The sequence below is a fragment of the Bradyrhizobium sp. 23AC genome (genome assembly GCF_054863025.1).
The window spans coordinates 219965-241931 of the sequence record NZ_JAVAYN010000004.1 but is presented as its reverse complement, the minus strand read 5'-3'; the positions used below and the strand labels follow the sequence as shown (position 1 = coordinate 241931).

At 65.4% G+C, this 21967-nt stretch carries 17 protein-coding genes; 9 read left to right on the top strand and 8 right to left on the bottom strand.

Features of this window, described 5'->3' with window-relative positions:
• Nucleotides 1–211: 211 nt before the first annotated feature.
• Nucleotides 212–2077, top strand: coding sequence for an ATP-binding protein (locus tag RAD10_RS12265; protein WP_461617675.1), 1866 nt, complete (start codon nucleotides 212–214; stop codon nucleotides 2075–2077).
• 10 nt (nucleotides 2078–2087) lie between these two features.
• Here RAD10_RS12265 and RAD10_RS12260 read toward each other — a convergent pair whose 3' ends face one another.
• Nucleotides 2088–3113: an AraC family transcriptional regulator gene (locus RAD10_RS12260; RefSeq protein WP_461617674.1), complete on the bottom strand. Its 1026-nt coding sequence runs from the start codon at nucleotides 3111–3113 to the stop codon at nucleotides 2088–2090.
• Between the two features lie 190 nt (nucleotides 3114–3303).
• Between RAD10_RS12260 and RAD10_RS12255 the strand changes: the two genes are divergently transcribed.
• The 4 genes from RAD10_RS12255 (at nucleotide 3304) to RAD10_RS12240 (ending at nucleotide 7588) form a co-directional block, all read left to right on the top strand.
• Entirely contained in the window at nucleotides 3304–3783 is a 480-nt protein-coding gene (locus RAD10_RS12255) for a cupin domain-containing protein (RefSeq protein WP_018318566.1), read from the top strand.
• 107 nt (nucleotides 3784–3890) lie between these two features.
• Nucleotides 3891–5381, top strand: coding sequence for a flavin-containing monooxygenase (locus tag RAD10_RS12250; RefSeq protein WP_461617673.1), 1491 nt, complete (start codon nucleotides 3891–3893; stop codon nucleotides 5379–5381).
• A gap of 89 nt (nucleotides 5382–5470) precedes the next feature.
• Nucleotides 5471–6538, top strand: coding sequence for a hypothetical protein (locus RAD10_RS12245; RefSeq protein ID WP_461617672.1), 1068 nt, complete (start codon nucleotides 5471–5473; stop codon nucleotides 6536–6538).
• Between the two features lie 66 nt (nucleotides 6539–6604).
• On the top strand, nucleotides 6605–7588 hold the full coding sequence (locus RAD10_RS12240) for an NAD-dependent epimerase/dehydratase family protein (RefSeq protein WP_461617671.1): 984 nt from the start codon (nucleotides 6605–6607) through the stop codon (nucleotides 7586–7588).
• A 54-nt stretch (nucleotides 7589–7642) separates the two neighbouring features.
• Here RAD10_RS12240 and RAD10_RS12235 read toward each other — a convergent pair whose 3' ends face one another.
• Both RAD10_RS12235 and RAD10_RS12230 read right to left on the bottom strand, forming a co-directional pair.
• Complete coding sequence (locus RAD10_RS12235) at nucleotides 7643–8161, bottom strand: GNAT family N-acetyltransferase (RefSeq protein ID WP_461617670.1); 519 nt, start codon at nucleotides 8159–8161, stop codon at nucleotides 7643–7645.
• A 13-nt stretch (nucleotides 8162–8174) separates the two neighbouring features.
• A complete protein-coding gene (locus RAD10_RS12230; RefSeq protein ID WP_461617669.1) occupies nucleotides 8175–8966 on the bottom strand; it encodes a transporter substrate-binding domain-containing protein in 792 nt (263 codons plus the stop codon).
• Nucleotides 8967–9210: 244 nt separating this feature from the next.
• On the opposite strand from RAD10_RS12230, the gene RAD10_RS12225 reads away from it, so the two are divergent.
• Both RAD10_RS12225 and RAD10_RS12220 read left to right on the top strand, forming a co-directional pair.
• Nucleotides 9211–10404 (top strand): efflux RND transporter periplasmic adaptor subunit, encoded by a 1194-nt coding sequence (locus tag RAD10_RS12225; protein ID WP_461617668.1) that lies wholly within the window; start codon nucleotides 9211–9213, stop codon nucleotides 10402–10404.
• 11 nt (nucleotides 10405–10415) lie between these two features.
• Nucleotides 10416–13571, top strand: a complete 3156-nt coding sequence (locus tag RAD10_RS12220; protein ID WP_461617667.1) for an efflux RND transporter permease subunit — start codon at nucleotides 10416–10418, stop codon at nucleotides 13569–13571.
• 110 nt (nucleotides 13572–13681) lie between these two features.
• On the opposite strand, the gene RAD10_RS12215 is transcribed toward RAD10_RS12220, so the two are convergent.
• Together RAD10_RS12215 and RAD10_RS12210 are read right to left on the bottom strand one after the other, a co-directional pair.
• On the bottom strand, nucleotides 13682–15949 hold the full coding sequence (locus tag RAD10_RS12215; RefSeq protein ID WP_461617666.1) for a cation:proton antiporter domain-containing protein: 2268 nt from the start codon (nucleotides 15947–15949) through the stop codon (nucleotides 13682–13684).
• Nucleotides 15950–16169: 220 nt separating this feature from the next.
• Nucleotides 16170–17342 (bottom strand): MFS transporter, encoded by a 1173-nt coding sequence (locus tag RAD10_RS12210; RefSeq protein ID WP_461617665.1) that lies wholly within the window; start codon nucleotides 17340–17342, stop codon nucleotides 16170–16172.
• 59 nt (nucleotides 17343–17401) lie between these two features.
• On the opposite strand from RAD10_RS12210, the gene RAD10_RS12205 reads away from it, so the two are divergent.
• Nucleotides 17402–18253 (top strand): AraC family transcriptional regulator, encoded by an 852-nt coding sequence (locus RAD10_RS12205; protein ID WP_461617664.1) that lies wholly within the window; start codon nucleotides 17402–17404, stop codon nucleotides 18251–18253.
• 209 nt (nucleotides 18254–18462) lie between these two features.
• Nucleotides 18463–19815 carry a malonyl-CoA decarboxylase gene (locus RAD10_RS12200; RefSeq protein ID WP_461617663.1) on the top strand — a complete coding sequence of 451 codons (1353 nt, stop codon included), beginning with the start codon at nucleotides 18463–18465 and terminating at the stop codon, nucleotides 19813–19815.
• 120 nt (nucleotides 19816–19935) lie between these two features.
• Here RAD10_RS12200 and tarD read toward each other — a convergent pair whose 3' ends face one another.
• From tarD to RAD10_RS12185, 3 genes are all read right to left on the bottom strand, one after another.
• On the bottom strand, nucleotides 19936–21105 hold the full coding sequence (tarD, locus tag RAD10_RS12195) for a D(-)-tartrate dehydratase (protein WP_461617662.1): 1170 nt from the start codon (nucleotides 21103–21105) through the stop codon (nucleotides 19936–19938).
• A 130-nt stretch (nucleotides 21106–21235) separates the two neighbouring features.
• Nucleotides 21236–21493, bottom strand: coding sequence for a DUF3297 family protein (locus tag RAD10_RS12190; protein WP_018318553.1), 258 nt, complete (start codon nucleotides 21491–21493; stop codon nucleotides 21236–21238).
• On the bottom strand, nucleotides 21490–21966 hold the full coding sequence (locus RAD10_RS12185) for a glutathione peroxidase (RefSeq protein ID WP_461617661.1): 477 nt from the start codon (nucleotides 21964–21966) through the stop codon (nucleotides 21490–21492). The genes RAD10_RS12190 and RAD10_RS12185 overlap by 4 nt, the downstream gene beginning before the upstream one ends.
• Nucleotide 21967: the final 1 nt, after the last annotated feature.

The window sequence follows — 21967 nt, the reverse complement described above, 5'->3', positions numbered from 1 at the left end:
GAACATGACTAAATACAGCTGTCAATCGCATTGCTTGTATGCGCGCCCTTCGCGCCAGACCGATTCGCCCGCAAGTTGAGGCCGAAGAAAGGCTGGCGGCCGACACCACCGCAAATTGCCCCTCGACGCCGCCGCGCGGAGTCTGTAGCTCACATCAAAGCGGCACCCGGGACCGGGCGGCCGATGCGGTAGTCTTCTTTGGTGGGAGACCATGAAACTCAGGGGGCTTCTGACACTCGCGATGGCCGCACAGGTCGTGGTGACCGCGGCGGCCCTCCTCGCCTCCTATGCCGTGGCCGGACCCGGCTTCGGCATGGCCCAGATCGCAGCCCTAATCGCAAGCGCCGCCGTTGCCGCGCTGCTCGTGCACCTCTGCACCCGCGCGATCGAGAGATCGGAGGACAAGCGCGCCGCCGGACGATCGGCGGAAGACGCGCGAGCACGCAGCGACAGCGCGCAGATGACGCAGGCCGTCATCAAGACCGCGCTCGATGCCTTCATTCAAATCGACGACAGCGGCGCCGTGCTGGAGTGGAGCTTTCAGGCCGAGGCCCTGACCGGATGGACGCGCCAGGAGGCGCTCGGGGCCGACGTCGTCGATCTCATCGTCGCCGAGCCGCTGCGCGCTGCCTTCAGGCAGCGCATGGCGCGGCTGGTGCCGGAATTGTCGGACACCCCGTCCGGCTTGCGCTTCGAGCTCGCCCTGATCCACCGGAACGGTGACCGGATCCTGGCCGAGGCGTCCAGCACGGTGCTGCGGTTGGGCGGGCGCACCCTCATCAACACCTTCGTCCGGGACATCACCCAGAAGCGTGCGGCCGAGGAGCAACTGGTCCAGTCCCAGAAGATGGAGGCGGTCGGGCAGCTCACCGGCGGCATCGCGCATGAATTCAACAACATGCTCACGGTGATCACAGGCACGATCGAGATCCTGGCCGACGCCGTGAGGGACAACCCGCCGCTTGCGACCATCACCAAGCTGATCAGCGAGGCCGCCGACCGCGGCGCCGCGCTGACGTCGAGCCTGTTGTCCTTTGCCCGCAAGCAGGCGCTGCAGCCAGCCGAGATCGACGTCAACGAGCTGCTCGAAGAGCTCGCAAAGCTGCTGCTGGCGACCTTCGACAAGAAGATCGAGATCGTCACCCGGCTCGACCGCAACGTCTGGCTCGCCTACGCCGACCGCGGCCAGCTGAGCTCGGCCCTGCTCAACCTCGCGATCAACGCCCGCGACGCCATGCTGGATGGCGGCAGGTTGACCCTGACGACGCGCAACGTCGTGTTCGGCGTCCGCGAGGCGGTCGCGGTCGGCGCCGGCTATGCCGGCGACTATGTCGAGATCGAGATTGCCGACACCGGCACTGGCATTCCCCAGGCCATCCTGGAGCGGATCTTCGATCCGTTCTTTTCCACCAAGGAGGTCGGCAAGGGCACCGGACTCGGGCTCAGCATGGTGTTCGGCTTCGTCAAGCAGTCCGGCGGCGGCATCAAGGTCGCCTCCGAAGAAGGACGCGGCACGATCTTCACGCTCTATTTGCCGAAGGCGGAGGCGAGCGCGCTGCGCCCGACCGGCTATGACGACCGCAAGATCGTCGGGGGCAAGGAGACCGTCCTCTGCGTCGAAGACGACCGCGACGTCCGCCAATACGTCACGGTTCAGCTCGAAGGCCTCGGCTACAAGGTCATCCCGGCCGCCAATGCGACCGAGGCGCTTGCGATTGCGGCCGAAGGCAAGCCGTTCGACCTGCTCTTCACCGACATCGTGATGGCCGGCGGCATGAACGGACGCGAGCTCGCCGAGCAGATGGTGGCGGCGCGCCCTTCCCTGCGGGTTCTGTTCACGTCGGGCTACGCCTACGATTCGATGCATGCGCAGGGACGCGCGACGATGGGCGCCCCGCTGCTGAGAAAACCCTATCGCAAGGCCGAGCTCGCACGCATGCTGCGCCGCTGCCTCGACACCGCCGTCGATTCCGCCGGCGACGCGATCCCGACGCCCTATTCGGTGCAGGCGGATGTCGAGGCGTTCCTGCGCAGGCAGGCGGGGGAAGACAACGGCTCGACGCGGCCGCGGAAATAGCTCTCTCGCACTAGCTCATCCTTCGCCGCAACGTCGCCGACGGCGTCTCGCCGAATTTTTCGCGATAGGCGCCGGCCATGCGGCTGAGATGGGTGAAGCCGAGATCGAAGGCGATGTCGGTGATGGAGGCATCGGGCGCGGCCTGCGCCAGGCGGGCGTGCAGACCGGCGAGGCGCATGTCGAGCAGCATCTGCGAGATCGACAGGCCGAAGTGACGGCGGAAGCCGAGCTGGAGCGCGCGGATGCCGATGCCGGAGGCGCAGGCGAGCTGCGCGAGATCGAGCGGCTCGCCGGCATTGTCGGCCAGATGGTCGCGCGCAGCGCGGAGCGCGCGCGGCAGACGCTCGGCCCGGCCGGAGAAGTTCTGAATCGCATCCGACAGGCCATGGCGCTGGCCGTTGAGCAGATGATCCAGCAGCAGCTCCCGCCAATCGGCCATCGCGACCGCCGACAGCCTGCCGGAGGGACCGAGACGCTCGGCAAGCTTCATCAGCTCGGCAAGGCTGCCTCGCAAAGCCCGCCCGGACGGCGCCTCCAAATCAATCACGGGATCGAACTCGACCGTGCCTGACGCCCTGCCCGACAGCGCCGCGGCGCGCTGCTCGACCATGCGGCGGTCAAACAGCAGGATCGCCTGCGCGCAGTCGCGCCACATCATCCGGGTCGGGATCGTGGGCGACAGCAGCGACGCCGCCCGCTCCGGCGCGGCGTCGAGCTCGGTCGCGCCGGCGCGAATGTAGGCCGCGCCCGTGAGCGGGACCTGCACCAGGAAGAAGCGCTCGAGGCAGCCGGGATCGATGCCGACCGATCCGCCATAGGCGACGTAATTGATGGAAAAGCCGTCGAAATCAGCGCAATTGTGCCGGGCGGAGAAGCCGGCCGCGCGCGCCTGTGCCGGCTTGAGATCGTGCGGGCAGAAGATGCGCCCGATCTGCTCGGCCGCTTCGTCGACATCGTCGGTGGTGACGCGGGCGAAGTCCGCGAGCCGTTCGGCCGCGGGCGCCCTTGCGCTCATTTCCAGCACGGCTGCGGACATGGTCGACCACGCTTCGCGTCGGGGAATTGCTTTAAGCCTATAATAGTTCCCCGGACGCGAAAAGGCGGCTTCGGCAAAAAATCGTCATGCTGCACGGCAACAGGCGCTTCGCGGATTCGTTTAGCGGATAGACAGGCGACCCATTGTTGACTGAAGCTCCATCCTCGCCGGAATCCATTGGGAGCGCGCCATGACTGCACCTGAGAAGTCTGCACCTGAAAAGACTGCACTCGAAAAGGGCATTACCGCCGCTGGCACAGGCTACGGCGGCAAGAGCTGGAACATTCTGGGCCAGGTCTACTTCCCCAAGGCCGTCACCGACTCCACCTTCGCGTTCGAGACCAACAGCGATCCTGGCCAGTTCGTACCGGTGCACATCCATCCGACCCAGGACGAGTTCATCCTGGTGCAGGAGGGCACGCTCGACCTCAAGCTCGACGGCAAATGGGTCAAGGCCCATGCCGGCGACCTCGTGCGCATGCCGCGCGGCATCCCGCACGGCTATTTCAACAAGTCCGACAAGCCGTGCCGCGCGCTGTTCTGGGTCTCGCCGATGCAGAAGCTGGAAGCGCTGTTCAACCAGCTGCACAATCTGACCGACCCTGCCGAAGTCGTGCGCATCTCGGCGCTGCATGAAGTCGACTTCCTGCCGCCCGAGGCCAACGACTAGGCCCGGCCCCCTCGTCCACTTTCATCTGCTTGCAGCTCCGCCGGCCGCGCCTTGCGGCCGAACGAGGCCGCTTGCGCGCGGAAAACACATTGATTGCGAGCAAACCCATGGTCAGCCCCAAGCATGTCTGCGTAATCGGCGCCGGTGTCTCCGGCCTTGCCGCCGCCAAGGCGTTCTCCAGCCGCGGCCACCGCGTCACCATCGTCGAGCGCAGCGCCGATCTCGGCGGCGTCTGGGAGCCGGCGCGCTCCTACCCGGACGTGCAGACGCAGAGCCCGAAGGAGCTCTACCGCTACACCGATCGCGCCATGCCGGACGCGTATCCGGAATGGCCGACCGGGCCGCAGGTCCATGCCTATCTCGCCGACTACTCCAGGAGCTTCGGTCTCGACCGCATGCTGCGCCTCGGCACCGAGGTCGCCGGCATGGCGCGCCGCGCCGACGGCAAGCCCGGCTGGACGCTCGCGCTGAAGGACAAGCACGGCACGAGCACGAGCGAGGACTTCGATTTTGTCGCGGTCTGCACCGGACAGTTCAACGAGCCGCGCGAGCTGCATTGCCCTGGCGAGGATGGATTCCTCGCCCAGGGCGGCCAGATCCTGCATTCGTCGAAATACGGCGATCCCATGCTGGCGAAAGGCCGCCGAATCGTCGTGCTCGGCGGCTCGAAATCGGCGACCGACATCGCGGTGAATGCGGTGAAATCGGGCGCGCGCGAGGTCACCATCGTGATGCGCGAGCCGGTCTGGCGCATCCCCTATTTCATCGGCGGGCTCGTGAACTTCAAGCGCATCCTCTACATCCGCGCGCAGGAGGAGATGTTTCCGGGCTGGGGCATCGGCGCGATGACGCGGCTTGCGCACCGCATCGCCGCGCCGCTGGTGTGGGCGAACTGGCGCGGGCTGGAGAGCCTGCTCAAGGCGCAGCTCAAGCTCGGGCGCTGCAAGATGGTGCCGAAGGAGCGGATCGAGGACGGCGTCAATTGCTCGGTGCCGATCGCAACGCCGGGCTTCTATCCGATGGTCGCCGACGGCCGCATCAAGGCGGTGTTCGGCACGTTCGATCATTATGACGGCGACAGCATCGTGATGAGCGGCGGCGCGCGCGTGAGCGCCGACGTCGCGGTGCTCGCGATCGGCTACAAGCTCGGTGTGCCGTTCCTGCCCGAGGCTTACAAGCAGAAGCTGGTCGATGCCGACGGGCAATACCGGCTCTACCGCCTGATCGCCAACCCTGATCTGCCCGAGCTCGGCTTCGTCGGCTTCAACTCGTCGTTCTGCACCGTGCTCTGCGCCGACCTCGCCGCCAACTGGTTGGTACGCTATGCCGACGGCCAGCTCGCCAACCAGCCGACGGCGCAGCAGATGCACGACAACATCGAGATGATGCTGCACTTCAAGCGTGTCGAGCGGCCGGCCGCGGGCGTCTATGGCGGTCTCTGCGTCGCGCCCTATCACTACCGCCATTTCGACGAGCTGATGGCCGACATCGGCACCAAGAACCAGAAGACCGGCGGGCTCAAGGGGCGCTTCCAGCCGCCGGATGCGGATGCCTATGCGAAATTCCTGGCGACGGCGCCGGACTACCGGGCGGCATAAGAATTCCGGCTGAGCGGGATTTGCATCTCGCCAGCCCTTGCCTCCAATGCTTACGATCTCCCTGGCCATCGAATCGACAGGAACCGGCCATGGGATCCAGACGTCTTGCCGCCCTTGCGGCTGTTGCCTTCTTCGTCGCGGCGCCCGCCGTCGCACAACAGCGCGCGCTCACGCCTCGCCAATCCGAGGCGGTCGCCACCTATGACAAGGCGCTCGCCGAGTTCAAATCGATCCTCGCCGAGCGGCGGCGCCAGATCGAGGCGAAGCAGCCGCTGCCCAACCTGCCGGGACAGGCGCTCTACCTCGCCCGCGTCGCCGTGATCAGTTCTTACAAGGATCTCACCGACGCCATGCCGTCACGGATCGGCCGGCCCAACAAGTTCGAGATTCCTCCGGCCTATTTCGATGCCGAGATCGAGCCTTTGATCGACGAATATTCAAAGCTCTTCGACGTCATGGAGGCGCCGCCCGCCGGCGCGCAAAATTCGCCGACGCCGTTCAAGGACGTCGTCGATCTCGCGACAGTGATCGCGCGCGCCAAGGGGCTTGCGCCCGCCCACGCCGACGCTGCGGGGCGCATCAGCCTCGGGCTGTTCTTTGCCGAGACCAACGGCAAGCAGAACGTCCGCAACGGACGCTCGAATACGTATATGGGCAGCTTCCAGACGGGCCCGTCCGAGGACCGCAACGGACGCAGGAAGTGGGAGACCATCAAGGGCGAAATCGCGGCGATCGATCCCGGCTTGAGCGCGCGCGACGACAAGGAAGAAGCGCGGGCCCACGGCACCGATCACCGCTTCAATCACTGGACCAACGTGCGCGATGGGCTGATGAACGCACATGCGGATGTGTTCCGTGAGATCCCTGGAATCGTGAAGACGCTGCCCGACCCGATCGACCAGATGAAGCTGTTCGAGCTGATCCAGATCGTTCCCACCCCGACGAGATCGGCGCTGAAGTCGGGCGACCTCCTGAACTACAGGGTGTCGAGCCCGACGATCATGAAGCATCTGCGCAACAACAGCATCTTTGCTTTCGGACAGGCCGACCGGGCGCGCAGCTCGGCGAGCTTCCGCGAGATCCTCGCCGCGATGTGGCTTTTCAACCGCAAGTTCGAGAAGGCGATGGCGAAATACGCGGAGATCAAGCCGCGCTGACGATCGGTTGCAAATGCTACCGGACGTCGTAGGCTCCCGGCGCCAGATCGGCAGAAGGGCGATCGCATGCGCATTTTAATCCTCGGCGGCAGCCAGTTTCTCGGGCGAGCGATTGCGGCCCATGCCTGTGCTGCCGGCCACGACGTGACCTGCGCGGCCCGCGGTCTTGCGGGGCCGATCGCACCGGGCGCGCGCTTTGTGCGGATCGATCGCGACGTTGCTGATGGTCTTGCGCCACTGACCGGCGAGAAATTCGACGCAATCGTCGACGTCTCGCGTCATCCCGGCCAGGTTCGCCGCGCGGTCGCCGCGCTGAAGCGACCAAATGTGCATTGGACCTTCGTCTCCACGATCAGTGTGTATGCGGACAATCGCATACCGGGACAACGCGCCGACACGGCGCCATTGCGCGAGCCTGCGGCCGAGGATCTGGAGCACAGCACCGATGCCATTTACGGCGCGGCCAAGGTCGCCTGCGAACAGGCGGTCGGCGGCGATGCCTTCATCTGCCGTGCCGGCCTGATCGCAGGGCCGGAGGACCCGACCGGGCGCTTCGCCTATTGGCCGGCGCGGCTCGCGCGCGGCGGCGAGGTGCTGGCGCCGGGATCGCCTGGCGACGCCGTCCAGTTCATCGATGTCCGCGACCTCGCGCAATGGATCGTGCATGCGGCGGAAGTTCGCCTCACCGGCATCTATGACGGGATTGGACCAGTGCGCTCGCGCGGCGAGTTCATGGCCGAATGCGCATCGGCGCTGAACGCATCCTGCACATTCACCTGGGTCGATCGGGCGTTTCTCGAGGCACACGACGTTCGGCGTTGGGCTGGTCCGCGGTCATTGCCGATATGGTTGCCACTGCCGGACTTCGCGGGCTTCCTGACACGCGACACCTCGCCGGCGCGCGAGGCCGGACTGACCTCGCGACCACCGGGAGACACCGCGCGCGACACGCTGCATTGGCTTCACGTCAGCGGCGGCCCGGTCGTCGGGCTCACTGGCGATGAAGAGAAGGACGTGCTCGCCGCGTGGCACGCGGAAAGAGTGACCTAAGTCTCCGGCCTGTAGCTGTCTGTCAGCGTCTTCGGAAAGGCGACGAAATCCGCCTCAAAGTCGCTTGGTGAAATGATAGCGGCGAATGCCGCCGCCCAGCGTCTTGTTGCTGGAGGCATCGGCGATCTCTTCGCGCACGTTCTCATATCCCGCGTTACGATACAGCGCCAGCGCATCCTCCTGAAGCTCGGACGTACTCAGCTGCAATTGCAGACGATGGCGGTGGCGGCACTCCTGCTCGGCAAACGCCAGCATCTTTCGCGCAATGCCGCGGCGCCGCGCGGCGGGAGCAACGTACATGCGCCGTAACTCCATCGCATGCTCGCCAAGGGCCTCTAGTCCAAACATGCCCACGATTTCGTCGCCATCGACAGCGACCCAAAAACCGCCGTTCCGGCTCGAATAATAATCGGAGAGCCGATCTATCTCCTCTGCGAGCGAGCGGCTAATGTATCTTTCAAACGCCTCCTCCAAGCGCGCCGGCGCCAACAGACGATTTACCCGGATGAACAGCTCCCGCACAGGAACTGCATCGGGCGGTGAGAAGGCGCGAATCTGAATCTCTCTTGTCATGGAGCCGCGCGCATTACTCCGTCCGGATCTGCGAATCCTTCAGGCCGTTGTCGTCATAAGCCTTGCGCAGCGTGCCGTTGGTCGTGGCCTCGGTCATGAATTTGGTGACGAAGGCCAACGCCTGCTGATGGCCGAGCGGCACGGCGACGGCGGTCACCGTCTTCTTGAAGGTCTCGTCCAGCACCTTCGTCCCCGGAATCTTCTGCGCCATCTTGTTGAGCTGGTCGCGCGACAGGGCGAAGGCGTCGATCTCGCCGCTCCCGAGCAGGCCGAAGATCTCGTCATAGGTCTGATAGCCGGTGACCTTTGCATGCTTCAGATGCGCGATCGCGCCGCGCATGGTGGTGGTGGCGTTGACGGCCGCGACCTTGATGCCTGGTTGGTCGAGCGTCGCAAAATTGGTGACGGCGGAGCCGGGCTTGACGATATAGGTGGCGTCCGCGACCTCGTAGATCGGACCGAACAACATCTTGGTCTCGCGCTCGGGATCCCTAGGGAGCCAGGTGACATCCCACGTACCTTTTGACGCCGCGTCGGTGATCTGTCCGGAGTTCTGGTGGACGACATATTCGACGGGGACGCCGAGCTGGGCGGCCATCGCCTTGCCGAGATCGACGGGAACGCCGGCATAGCCGGCTTCGGTCTTGGTCGACCAGAATGCGCCGCCTGCGGGGCTGATCGCGATCGCGACCCGCAGCTTGCCGGTCGGTGTGATCTCCTCCTTCAGACCGTCTGCTAGCGCCGGCATCGCGACCATCGCTGCGAGAACGAGGCCGGCAAGGCCCGACTGGAGGGATGTGGGCATGTCATGTTCTCCTCACCTTTTCTTCTTGGCTTCTTCCCGGCTGGCTCGCGCGGCGTCACACGGTCTTTGACACAATTCTGGTCGATCGTGCGCTCGGTGAAAAGCGGTTTGTCATGACAAATCTGTCAAAGGCCACACCGCCCTGTGCAGCGCAAGGCCGGCGACTGCCATGGCTATGGTGTTCCACGGCCGGACATTTGTTGATAGCCTGCCGCACCGACAGACGATACTCGGGGGCTACCGAATGACCTCATCGAATCCCGCATCTGCTGCACGGCGCAACGAAGCGTGGAGACAGGCCGGGCGGACACTGGCCGCTGCGGCGGCCGTGGTCGCACTGGCGGGCTGCGAGGACAAGAACACGTTCGTGGCACCGCCGCCGCCCAAGGTGGACGTGGCAACGCCGGTGCAGCGTCCGGTGACACGCTACATCGAAGCCACCGGCAACACCGCGCCGATCAAGAGCGTCGATCTCGTGGCGCGGGTGCAGGGCTTCCTGCAATCGATCGACTATCAGGACGGCACCTTCGTCAAGCAGGGCACCCAGCTCTTCACGATCGAGCCCGAAACCTACAAGCTCAAGGTCGAGCAGGCGAAGGCGGCCGAGGTCGGCGCGCAAGCCACGGTTAAGCAGGCCGAAGCCGATTTCAAGCGGCAGGTCGAGCTGGTGCAGCGCCAGGCGGTTTCGCAGTCCACCCTGGACACCTCGACATCGACCCGCGACAACGCCCAGGCCAATCTCCAGCAGGCCCAGGTCAATACGAAGCTCGCGGAGGTCAATTACGGCTACACCAACGTGACCGCGCCGTTCGACGGTATCGTCAGCGCGCACCTGGTTTCGGTCGGCGAGCTCGTCGGCGTCTCCTCCCCGACCCAGCTCGCGACCATCGTCGCCATGGATCCGATCTGGGTGAACTTCACGGTCAACGAGCAGGACGTCCTTCGCATTCGCGCCGAAGCGGCCCGCCGCGGGCTGACCGTCGCCGACCTCAAACAGTTGCCGGTCCAGGTGGGCCTGCAGACCGAGGCCGGCTATCCGCATGAAGGCCACCTCGACTACGTCTCGCCGACCCTCAATACGTCGACAGGCACGCTCGCGGTACGCGGCGTCATACCCAACGACAAGCGGGCGCTGCTGCCCGGTTATTTCGTGCGCGTCCGCGTGCCCTTCGACCAGGAGAAGAGCGCCCTGCTCGTCCCCGACACGGCGCTGGGCAGCGATCAGGGCGGTCGCTATCTGCTGGTGGTCAACGGCGACAACGTCGTCGAGCAGCGCAAGGTGCAGATCGGTCCGGTCGACAACGGACTGCGCGTCGTCGAAAGCGGCTTGAAGCCGGACGACCGCGTCGTCATCGCGGGGCTGCTGCGGGTGATCCCGGGCCAGAAGATCGATCCGCAAACAACGAAGATCGAGCAGCCGCAGGCGTCTGCCAAGTAGGAGCGCCAGCCATGATCTCAAAGTTCTTCATCGAGCGGCCGGTCCTGTCGAACGTCATCGCGCTGTTGATGATCCTGATCGGCGGCGTCGCGCTGTTCAATCTCGCCATCGCGCAATATCCCGACGTGGTGCCGCCGACCGTGCAGGTCACCACGCGCTATCCCGGCGCCAGCGCCAAGACCGTGATCGACACCGTTGCCTTGCCGATCGAGCAGCAGGTCAACGGCGTCGAGGACATGCTCTACATGCAGTCCTATAGCGGCTCCGACGGCAGCTACACGCTGACCGTCACCTTCAAGATCGGCACCGACCTGAACTTCGCGCAGGTGCTGGTGCAGAATCGCGTCTCCAGCGCATTGTCGCAGCTGCCGCAGTCGGTACAGAACCAGGGCGTCACCGTGCAGAAGCGATCGACCTCGATCCTGCTGTTCGTGACGCTGACCTCGCCGGATTCGAGATACGACAGCCTTTACCTGAGCAATTACGCCACCATCAACATCCGCGACGAGCTCTCGCGCCTGCCCGGCGTCGGCAACGTCACCGTGTTCGGCGCCGGCCAGTATTCGATGCGGGTCTGGCTCGATCCCAACAAGCTGCAGGTCCTTGGCCTCGTGCCGCAGGACGTCATCAACGCGATCCAGCAACAGAGCCAGCAGGTCTCCGCCGGCCAGGTCGGCGCGCCGCCGACGCCGCCGGGCCAGGCGTTCCAGTACACGCTCAACGTCAACGGACGGCTCGACGACACCAGCCAGTTCGAGAACATCATCGTCAAGTCGGGGACCAGCGGCGACGTCACGCGCGTGCGCGACGTCGGCTGGGTCGAGCTGGGGGCGCAGACCTACAGCCAGATCTTTTCGCTCAACAAGCAGCCCGCCACCGGCATCGGCGTATTCCAGTCGCCCGGCGCCAACGCGCTCCAGGTCGAGCAGGCCGTCGAGAAGAAGATGGCGGACCTCGCCAAGCGATTCCCGGAAGGCATCAAATACGACACGCCGTTCGACACCACCAAATTCGTCGAGGCCTCGGTGCACGAGGTCTACATGACGCTGATCGAGGCCGGCCTCCTCGTGCTGGTCGTGATCCTGGTCTTCCTGCAGGACTGGCGCGCCATGCTGGTGCCGGCGACGACCGTGCCCGTCACCATCATCGGCGCCTTCGCCGCGATGGCGGCGCTCGGCTTCACCATCAACATGTCGACGCTGTTCGCGATCGTGCTCGCGATCGGCATCGTGGTCGACGACGCCATCGTCGTGGTGGAAGGCGCCGCCCACAACATCGAGCAGGGCATGAACGGCCACGACGCCGCGATCAAGGCGATGGACCAGCTGTTCGCGCCGATCGTCGGCATCACTCTGGTGCTGATCTCGGTGTTTTTGCCGGCCTCGTTCCTCGCCGGGCTCACCGGGCGCATCTATTCGCAATTCGCGCTAGTGATCGCGGCGACTGCGCTGCTCTCCGCCATCAACGCGGCGACGCTGAAGCCGACGCAATGCGCGCTGTGGCTGCGACCGACGGTGCCGCCGGAGCAGCGCAATTTCTTCTACCGCGGCTTCAACGCGGTCTATGACCGCGTCGAGCGCGGCTACACAAGGCTGATCACGTTCCTCGTGAAGCACGCCACCATCTCGGTCGCGTTTGCGCTGCTGGTCATCGGCGCCAGCGGCTACGGCCTGTCGCGGGTGCCGACCGGTTTCCTGCCGATCGAGGACCAGGGCTATCTGATCGCCGCCGTGCAGCTGCCCGACGGCGCCGCGCTGGAGCGGACGCAAGCCGTGCTCGACAGAGCGAGCGGACTGATCAAGGAGACGCCCGGCGTGGCGCAGGTCATCACCATCGCCGGCATCTCCGCGCTCGACAACAGCGCCAGCCTTGCCAATGCCGGCGTCGCCTACATCATCCTGAAGGATTGGGACGCGCGCAAAGGGCCCGGCGAGGATCTGCGCTCGCTGGTCTATGGGCTCAACGACAAGCTCGCGACCATCATGGAGGCGCGGACGCTGGTGCTGCCGCCGCCGCCGATCCAGGGCATCGGCAATGCCGCCGGCTTCTCGATGCAGGTCGAGCTGCGCGACGGCAACAGCGATTTTGCCAAGCTGCAGGCGATCACCGGCGCGATGGTCAGCAATGGCCAGAGCCAGAGCGCGCTGCAGCGCGTGCAGTCCTCGTTCCGCTCCTCGGTGCCGCAATTCAACATCGAGATCGATCGGGTCAAGACCCAGACGCTGCACGTCACGACCGATCAAGTGTTCTCGGCGCTGTCGACCTACCTCGGCTCGTCCTATGTCAACCAGTTCAACAAGTTCGGCCGCGTGTTCCAGGTCTACACCCAGGCCGATCCCGCGTTCCGCGTCACCGAGCGCGACATCGCCAACATGCAGGTGCGCAACTCGAACGGCGACATGATCCCGATCGGCACCGTCGCCAAGATCACGCCGGCCACCGGCCCGTCGCTGATCAGCCTCTACAACCTCTACCCATCCTCGACCGTGATCGGCCTGCCGGCGCAGGGCTACTCATCGGGTCAGTCGCTGAAGCTGATGGAGGAGATCGCCGACAAGACGCTGCCGCCGGGCACCGGCTATGAGTGGACCGCGATGTCCTATCAGGAGAAGGCGGTCTCGAACCAGATCTACTGGGTGTTCGGCCTCGCCATGCTGCTGGTCTATCTCGTGCTCGCCGGCCAGTATGAGAGCTGGTACGCGCCGATCTCGGTGATCCTCGCGGTGCCGCTGTCGCTGCTCGGGCCGATGCTGATCCTCTCCGGGCTCAAGATCGACAACAACCTGTATTGCCAGATCGGCCTGATCCTGCTCATCGCATTGTCAGCCAAGAACGCGATCCTGATCGTCGAGGTCGGGCTGGAGCTGCACGGCCGCGACGGCAAGCCGGTGGTGGAGGCCGCGATCGAGGCGGCGCGCGCCCGCTTCCGCCCGATCCTGATGACCTCGTTCGCCTTCATCCTCGGCGTGGTGCCCCTGGTGCTCGCGACCGGCGCAGGCGCAAGCGCGCGCAAGTCGATCGGCATCACGGTCTTCTCGGGCATGCTGGCCTCGACCTGCCTCGCCGTGCTGTTCGTGCCGGCCTTCTTCGTGGTGGTGCAGCGCTTCGAGAACTGGCGGGCGAGCAAGAAAGCGGTGAAGGTGGAGGCTGTGGCGGAGGTGAAGTAGTCGTCATTGCGAGCGCAGCGAAGCAATCCAGAGCCTTTCCGGAGAGAGAGTCTGGATTGCTTCGTCGCTTCGCTCCTCGCAATGACGGCGGAGAGCGAATGCACCGTAGTTCACGCCTTCTCCGCCGGAGCCTGCCTTGCCTCGCCGCTCGACACCAGCAGCACCGACACCTTCGACTGCCGGAGCACGACGTCGGCGACGCCGCCGAAGGACAGGTGGTCGGCCTGGATGCGGTCGACGCCCATGACGACGAGATCGACGTCGGTGGTGTCGATCTCGCGCAGGATCGCGGCTTCCGGCGCCCGGTTCACCCGCAGCGTGGTGGTGATGTCGACGTCGTAGCGGGCGGCGAGATCGCTGGCGTCCTTGAGGATGCCCGCCTCCTGGCCGAGGCCACGAGAGGCGCCGCGCTGCGCGCCCTTGTCGCGCGTCGTCGCGACATAGATCACCCGGAGCGAGCCTGATCCTCCCTGCGCCAACGCGACCGCGACCTCGGCGCCGCGCTTGGAGATGCCGCTGCCGGAGACGGGAACGAGGATGTTGAGCGCCTCGGGCGCAGGCTGCTTCAGGTGCTTGCCCTTGGCCGCCACGATCGCGAGCGGTCCTTCGAACTTCGCGGCGATGTCGTCGATCCTCCGGTCGAAACGGTCCTTGGCCGTCACGACCTTGTCGACGCCGACGACGAGAAGATCAAAGCCCTTGCGTGCCTCGTCGGCGATGGTCTCGCCGAGCTCCGCCTGCCTCGCGCGGGTGACGACATCGACGTTGCCGGCCCCGCCGTCGCCATGGGCGGACACGACTTCGGCCGCCTTCTTCACCACCGCTTCGTGGCTCTCCTCCTGGTCGCGACCCTTCTCCTGCTCCTTGGCGCTCTTGCCGATATGCAGCACGGTGATCGGCAGGCCGCGCATGCCGGCGATCAGGCCGGCGATGTGGGCGGCAAAGGTGGCGTTGACGCTTTCGTCCACCGCCAGCAACGGGCGCTCGAGATTGGCGAGGAAACCGCGCTTCTCGAACTCCTCCCGCTCCAGCCGCTCCTTCTCGTCCTTGTTCATCGGCAGCCTTGCCAGCGCCGCGCGCAGCATCGGCGGCATCGCCATCGTGGTCACGATCGCCATGGTCACGATCATCGTAAACAGGTTCTGGCTCAGCACGCCGATGGACAGGCCAATGGTCGCGATGATCACCTCGGTCGAGCCGCGGGCATTCATGCCGCTCGCCAGCGCCAGCGATTCCCGATGGTTCAGGCCGCCCAACGTGCCGCCGACGAAGGCGCCGCCGAACTTGCCGACGCTGGCGATCACGACCAGGAGGCCGGTGAGCATCAGCAGATTGGGATCGCGGAGCACCGAGAGATCGGCGCTGAGGCCGGCGAGGCCGAAGAACACCGGCATGAAGAAGCTGGAGATCAGCCCGCGCAGGCGCTCGTCGATCTGCCGCGTCAGGATCGGTGATTCCCCGACCAGGATGCCGGCGACGAAGGCACCTAACACCGTGTGCACGCCGATCAGATGCGTGATCAGCGCCATCACGCTCATCAACAGCAGGATCACCGTGATCACCGCCGCCGCGCTGACGAGATTGTCGTTGGCCCAGCGGATGAGCAGGAACACCAGGCGGCGCCCTATGGTGAAGCTGACGGCGAGGAAGGCAAGCGTGCCCAGCACGGCTTTCGCCACCGAGGCGATATCCAGCGTGCCGTGCGAGGCCAAGCTGAAGATGACGGCGATGATGATCCAGCCGATGGTGTCGTCGATCACGGCGGTCGCGACGATGATCTGACCGACATTGCGGCGCATGAAATTCATCTCGCGCACCACCACCGCGACGATCTTCACGGAGGAAATCGACAGCGCCGTGCCCATGAACAGCGAAGCGACCAGGCGCTGTTGCGGATTGGGCAGCAGCGCATCGGGCAGGAACTCGCCGAGCGCAAAACCGCAGGCGAAGGGCACGAGGATGCCGGCGATCGAGATCGCGATCGCGGCCCTGCCGACCTTCCTGACCAGCTTGAGGTCGGTCTCCATGCCGGTGAGCAGCAGCAGGAGCAGGATGCCGAACTGGGCAATGCCGTCGAGCATCGCCTTCTGTTCGGGCGCCTTCGGGAAAATCGCGTGCTGCGCTTCGGGCCAGATCCAGCCGAACAGCGACGGTCCGAGGATGATGCCGGCGAGCAATTCCCCGATCACCGAGGGCTGGCCGACGCGCTGCATGATCTCGCCGAGACCGCGACCGACCGCGATCAGCAGCACGATCTGCGCCACCAACAGGAATTCGGATGGGCCGGCCGCTTTGCCGCCCTCGGCACCGGCCGCAATGGTGGTGAGGACAAGCGCCGCGGGGACGAGGCCGGCCGGTCGGAGCAGGCGCAATGGCATGCTGGTGTCTTCCCCCTTTGCCCGCCCCGAGGTCGGGGCCACGGGGATAGAACCCGCCGGAGGTGGAGCGGGTTCCCGGTTCACGGGGCGGGATATTCGCCGTCATTGCGAGCGCAGCGACTTTGTCCGCCGAAGCCTTGGCGAAGGGGACTCGCAGTCCGGGGTCCCGGCTCGGCGCCGCAACGCTCACGCGTTGCGGCTTGTCCGGACACGAGGCGCCTCACACCGGCTGCGGCGTCCTGATCTCGCGGGGCAGGATGATGGCGGCTGCGATCGCCAGCAGGCAGAGCGCGGCGAAGGCGTGCAGCATGGTGACGAAACCGCCCTGCTCGTAGAGCCAGGCCACCAGGCCGACCGAGGCGCCGGCCGCGGTAAAGCCAATGAAATAGCGTACCGCGTAGGCGCGCGAGCGCCATTCCTCGCTGGTGTACTTGCCGACCATGGCATCGTTCACCGTGACCTGCCCGAACGCGCCCATGACGATGCCGATCGAGACCAGGATCAGCGGCAGATTGTTCAGGCTCGCGGCGAGATACAGGAACGGTGCCAGCATGAAGGACAGCGGCAAGGCCACCGTCTTCAGCGAGTAGCGGTCGAGCAGCCGGCCGATCGTGTACTGCGTCATCGCGCCGAACACGTAGACGCAGGCGGCGATGACGCCGAGCAGCGCCGGGCTCTTCGTCAAATCGGCGAGCCGTTCCGCGAACAGTTTTGGCAGCGCGACGGTGACGGCGTTGAAGGTCGTGGAGATCGCGATCACGACGATCAGCAGCGACAGCACCACGCGCCACATGTCCTGTTTTGCCACCCGCGCCTGCGCCGCCGCCTGCTTCGAGCCCTTGCGGTCCTCGTGCACGACCATCATCGCAAAGGCGATGCCGATCAGGATGGTGGCGATGCCGGGAACGATGAAGGCGAAACGCCAGCCGAGATACTGCCCGATCACGCCTGTCACCAGCGCCGAGGAGGCAACGCCGAGATTGCCCCAGACGCCGTTGATCCCCATCTCGCGGCCGAGCCGGTCGGCATAGGACACGATCATGGCGGTGCCCACGGGATGGTAGATCGAGGCAAAGATGCCGATCGCCAGCAGCGCCGCGCCGAGCTGCGCCGGGGTCTGCACGAAGCCGACTGCGATCATGGACGCTCCGATGCCGACGAAGAAGATCAGCATCATGTGGCGGCGGCTCCAGCGGTCGCCGAGCCAGCCGGTCAGCAGCGAGCCGGCGCCGAAAGCCACAAAGCCGGGTGTCGCGTAGGGCAGAAGTTCCGAATAGGCCATGCCGAGCGCCGGCCCCATGATGATGACGGCGGCGGCGAAGATCAGCATCGCATAATGGTCGATGAAATGGCCTGCGTTGACGAAACTGATGACCCGGCTGGGGCTGTTCATACGAATCCTCTCCTGCTCCGAAATGAGTTATATGTCCTCCCCATGACGGGATGCTGCCAATGACTGTCTTGGAAACGCCAACCCTGAGGGAGGTCCGGAGCAACCACCGCTCGCCCGCGGGCGTGCACCTGGTGGCGCGCGACTACCCCAAGGGCATGCGGATCGATCCGCATTTGCACCGCGAGGCGCAGCTGATCTATGCGGCCAAGGGCACGATGCAGGTGACGACGCCCGGGGGGCGATGGCTGGTGCCGCCGGACCGCGCGGTCTGGGTCCCGGCCGGGCTCGAGCATGCCATCGATCTGCTCGCCGACATCGAGATGCGCACGCTGTATTTCGACCTGTCCTGGCTGAAGCGCGAGCAGCGCTATGACGGCCTGACCCGGGAATTCGTGGTGCGGGTGTCGCCGCTGCTCAATCAGGCGATCCTGGCGCTGTTCGACGCGCGCAATACGGAGGAGCGCACCGAGCTGCTGGTGCGCCTCGTCATGCTGGAATTGCACCAGGCCGAGGATTCCGCGACCTTCGTGCCGTTGCCACGCGAAGTGCGCTGCCGGCGCGCCGCCATGATCGTGCTCGACGATCCCAGCGGCCTGCATGACATCGACACGCTGGCGCGCGAGGTCGGAACTTCCGCACGGACGCTGTCGCGGCTGTTCTCGACGGAAACGCAGCTGAGCTTCAAGAGCTGGTGCCAGCGCGCGCGGATCGCCGCGGCGATCCAGCGGCTCTCGACGGATGCCAGCGTGTCGGTGAAGCAGCTCGCAACCCAGCTCGGTTATGCCAGCGTGCCCGCGTTCTCGGCCGCGTTCCGTCAGGTGACGGGGCGAACGCCGACGGAGTTTGCCACACACTCGGTGTCGTCGCCCGGCTTGACCGGGCGACCCAGTACGCCGAGCCGGCGCGGCTAGAATCGAGAAGCTGCGGCGTACGGGATGCCCCGGTCAAGCCGGGGCATGACGGCGCGTTGTGTCGGCTCCCACCCTCCACCAGCCATCCCGTCATTCCCGCAACGCACGGCCCAACTAAAGTTGCCGCATTCCTCCGCTTGATTGTGATCGGTTTCTGCCCAAATCCCGTGTAAGCTTCCGCAACGCACAAACCCGACACGAAAGCCCCGATGGCCAACGCCTTCTTCTCCGACCTGCTCGCCACGATCTCCGAGCGCGGCCGCACGCTGCTTCGTCGGGGAGATTCCGCCGACACCAGACGGGATGCCGACGGACTGATCGATCTCTGCGACGCGCTGCTGTCGGGCCGGGGCGAGGCATCAGGCATCGCCATCGCGCGTGAGGTGCTCGACATCTACCGGGAGCTGGATGCGGCGGGACGCCGCGCTTTCTTCGACGGACTGGTGCGCGATTTCGGCCCGGACCGGGAGCGTCTGTCCAAGGCGATCGAGAAATGGCGCGCCGCGCCCAGCGACGAGGACGCGAGCTCGCTGCATTTCGCCTCGGAGCCGCGGCGGCAGGAGCTGATCCGCCGCCTCAACCGCGCGCCCGGCGGCACCGGAGATCTCGTCAACATGCGCGCCGATCTGCTCGGCATGATGAACGGCCACTCCGATCTCGCCGCGCTCGATCGCGACGTTTCGCATCTTCTCTCTTCGTGGTTCAACAGGGGGTTTCTCGTGCTGCGCAGGATTGACTGGTCGACCCCGGCCAACATCCTCGAAAAGATCATCCGCTACGAGGCCGTGCACGAGATCTCCGACTGGGACGATCTGCGCCGTCGCATCGATCCGGTCGACCGCCGCTGCTACGCCTTCTTCCATCCCGCGATGGTCGACGAGCCCTTGATTTTCGTCGAGGTGGCGCTGACCGAGACGATCCCCGGCGCGATCGCGCCGCTGCTTGCGGTCGACCGCCAGTATCTGCCGATCGAGCGCGCGCGCACCGCCGTGTTCTATTCGATCTCCAACACCCAGCGCGGCCTCGGCGGCATCTCCTTCGGCAGCTTCCTGATCAAGCAGGTAGTCGAAGAGCTGCGCCGTGAAACGCCCAAGCTCGACACTTTCGTGACGCTATCGCCGGTGCCGGGCTTCATGCCATGGCTGAAGCAGGACAAGGACCTGCCGCTGTCGGACGAGGACCGCGAGGTGCTGAAGCGCCTCGACGATCCCAAATGGTTCGAGAGCCCCGAGACGACGACACAGCTCCGCGCGGTGATCGAGCCGCTCGCGGCGCACTATTTCCTGAAGGCGCGCACGCCGAAGGGCAAGCTGATCGATTCCGTCGCCCGCTTCCATCTCGGCAACGGCGCAAGGCTGGAGCGCATTAACTGGCTGGGCGATCTCTCGCCGAAGGGCGTGCGCGAGTCCGCCGGCGTGATGGTCAACTATCTCTACCGCCTCGACGACATCGAGAAGAACCACGAAGCCTACGCGAATGACGGCGAGGTGGTGGCGTCGAGCGCTGTGAAGAAGCTGCTGAAGGGCGAAGGAAGGCGGCTGCTGGATATGCGGTTGTCGTAGGCCGCCCGGGGCCGGCGTTCCAAGGACGGTGTCATCGCCCGGCTTGATGTTCAAACCGGGGCATGACAGCGGATAATGTGGCGCGGCCTTCGCGCTTCAAGCGCTACGTCGACCCGGCCCCTACTCCGCCAGCACCTTCATTTCCTTGTAGAGATCGGACTTGCCTTCGAAGCCGATGCCCGGAAGGTCCGGCATGGTGATGTGGCCGTTCTCGACGCGCACGCCATCCGGGAAGCCGCCGTAGGGCTGGAACAGGTCGGGATAGCTCTCATTGCCGCCGAGACCTAAGCCGGCGGCGATGTTGAGCGACATCTGGTGGCCGCCGTGCGGGATACAGCGGCTGGGGGACCAGCCGTGGGTCTTCAAAACTTCCAGCGTGCGCTGGTATTCGCAGAGGCCGTAGGACAGCGCGCAGTCGAATTGCAGCCAGTCGCGGTCGGGGCGCATGCCGCCGTAGCGGATCAGGTTGCGGGCGTCCTGGTGGCTGAAGAGATTTTCGCCTGTGGCCATCGGGCCCGGATAGAATTCGGCGAGCGCGGCCTGCAGCGCGTAGTCGAGGGGATCGCCGACTTCCTCGTACCAGAACAGGGGATAGTCGCGCAGCATCTTGGCATAGGCGATGCCGGTCTCGAGGTTGAAGCGGCCGTTGGCGTCGACGGCGAGCTGCGCGTCCTTGCCGATCTCCTTCAGCACCGCCTCGATGCGGGTGCGGTCTTCCTCGATTGCCGCGCCGCCGATCTTCATCTTCACGACGTTGTAGCCGCGATCGAGATAGCCGCGCATCTCGCCGCGCAGCATCGAGAGGTCCTTGCCGGGATAGTAATAGCCGCCGGCGGCGTAGACGAAGACGCGCGGATTGGCTTTGACGCCGTGCCGTTCGGCGAGCAGGCGAAACAGCGGCTTGCCGGCGATCTTGGCCACCGCGTCCCATACCGCCATGTCGATGGTGCCGACCGCGACCGAACGCTCGCCATGGCCGCCCGGCTTCTCGTTGGTCATCATCGCGCCCCAGACCTTGTCGGGGTCGAGATTGTCGCCGGCCGCATTCAGCAGCGACTTCGGATCGGCCTCCAGGATGCGCGAGGCAAAACGCTCGCGGATCAGGCCACCCTGCCCGTAACGGCCGTTGGAGTTGAAGCCGTAGCCGATCACGCGCTTGCCGTCGCGCACCACGTCGGTGACGACGGCGACGAGGCTCGTCGTCATCTTGGTGAAGTCGATATAGGCGTTGCGGATCGGCGATGAGATCGGCTTAGTGATCTCGCGGACGTCGACGATGCGGACGGACATGGGGTCTCAGCTTTCTCTTTTCGTCATTCCGGGGCGATGCGCAGCATCGAACTATGGTGCGCTCTTGCGCACCTGAGAATCTCGAGATTCCGGGTTCTCGCTTCGCGTGCTCCGGATGACGGCTTCGCCGTTACTTCTTATCCCTGAAATACGGCTCCACTGGCCCGTGCACCTTGATGGTCAGCGGGTTGCCGTGGCGGTCCTTGGCGTTGCCGGCGGTGACGCGGACCCAGCCTTCGCTGATGCAGTACTCCTCGACATTGGTCTTCTCGACGCCCTTGAAGCGGATGCCGACGTCGCGCGCCAGGATGTCCGCGTTGTAATAGGGGCTGTTCGGATCGACCGACAGGCGGTCCGGAAATTCGTCGCTCATGATTGTCTCGCTCATAACAGGGTCTCGATTTGATTCCGCAATCCTTCCGGCCGTGCGGTCGGCGCGTAGCGCGCGATCACCTTGCCGGTACGGTCCACCAGGAATTTGGTGAAATTCCATTTGATGGAGGCGCCTAACAGGCCGGATTGCTGGCGTTTCAGGTACTCATACAGAGGGTGCGCATGGGCGCCGTTGACGTCGATCTTCTCGAACAGGGGAAAGGTGACGTCGTAATTGGTCGAGCAGAACGCCTGGATCTCGCTCGCCTGCCCCGGCTCCTGCGCGCCGAACTGGTTGCAGGGGAAGCCGAGCACGGAGAAGCCGCGCGGCGAGAGATCGCGATGCAAATCCTCCAGACCGCGATATTGCGGCGTGAAGCCGCATTTGCTCGCGGTGTTGACGATCAGCAGCACCTGCCCCTCGAAGCGGCGGAGCGCAACCTCCTCACCCGCAAGCGAGTTGGCCTTGAAATCGTAGATCGCGGACATC

Bases quoted from the DNA above. Each gene is read 5' to 3' on its own strand.
- RAD10_RS12265 (WP_461617675.1), top strand. From the start codon at position 212: ATGAAACTCAGGGGGCTTCTGACACTCGCGATGGCCGCACAGGTCGTG.
- RAD10_RS12260 (WP_461617674.1), bottom strand. From the start codon at position 3,113: ATGTCCGCAGCCGTGCTGGAAATGAGCGCAAGGGCGCCCGCGGCCGAA.
- RAD10_RS12255 (WP_018318566.1), top strand. From the start codon at position 3,304: ATGACTGCACCTGAGAAGTCTGCACCTGAAAAGACTGCACTCGAAAAG.
- RAD10_RS12250 (WP_461617673.1), top strand. From the start codon at position 3,891: ATGGTCAGCCCCAAGCATGTCTGCGTAATCGGCGCCGGTGTCTCCGGC.
- RAD10_RS12245 (WP_461617672.1), top strand. From the start codon at position 5,471: ATGGGATCCAGACGTCTTGCCGCCCTTGCGGCTGTTGCCTTCTTCGTC.
- RAD10_RS12240 (WP_461617671.1), top strand. From the start codon at position 6,605: ATGCGCATTTTAATCCTCGGCGGCAGCCAGTTTCTCGGGCGAGCGATT.
- RAD10_RS12235 (WP_461617670.1), bottom strand. From the start codon at position 8,161: ATGACAAGAGAGATTCAGATTCGCGCCTTCTCACCGCCCGATGCAGTT.
- RAD10_RS12230 (WP_461617669.1), bottom strand. From the start codon at position 8,966: ATGCCCACATCCCTCCAGTCGGGCCTTGCCGGCCTCGTTCTCGCAGCG.
- RAD10_RS12225 (WP_461617668.1), top strand. From the start codon at position 9,211: ATGACCTCATCGAATCCCGCATCTGCTGCACGGCGCAACGAAGCGTGG.
- RAD10_RS12220 (WP_461617667.1), top strand. From the start codon at position 10,416: ATGATCTCAAAGTTCTTCATCGAGCGGCCGGTCCTGTCGAACGTCATC.
- RAD10_RS12215 (WP_461617666.1), bottom strand. From the start codon at position 15,949: ATGCCATTGCGCCTGCTCCGACCGGCCGGCCTCGTCCCCGCGGCGCTT.
- RAD10_RS12210 (WP_461617665.1), bottom strand. From the start codon at position 17,342: ATGAACAGCCCCAGCCGGGTCATCAGTTTCGTCAACGCAGGCCATTTC.
- RAD10_RS12205 (WP_461617664.1), top strand. From the start codon at position 17,402: ATGACTGTCTTGGAAACGCCAACCCTGAGGGAGGTCCGGAGCAACCAC.
- RAD10_RS12200 (WP_461617663.1), top strand. From the start codon at position 18,463: ATGGCCAACGCCTTCTTCTCCGACCTGCTCGCCACGATCTCCGAGCGC.
- tarD (WP_461617662.1), bottom strand. From the start codon at position 21,105: ATGTCCGTCCGCATCGTCGACGTCCGCGAGATCACTAAGCCGATCTCA.
- RAD10_RS12190 (WP_018318553.1), bottom strand. From the start codon at position 21,493: ATGAGCGAGACAATCATGAGCGACGAATTTCCGGACCGCCTGTCGGTC.
- RAD10_RS12185 (WP_461617661.1), bottom strand. From the start codon at position 21,966: ATGTCCGCGATCTACGATTTCAAGGCCAACTCGCTTGCGGGTGAGGAG.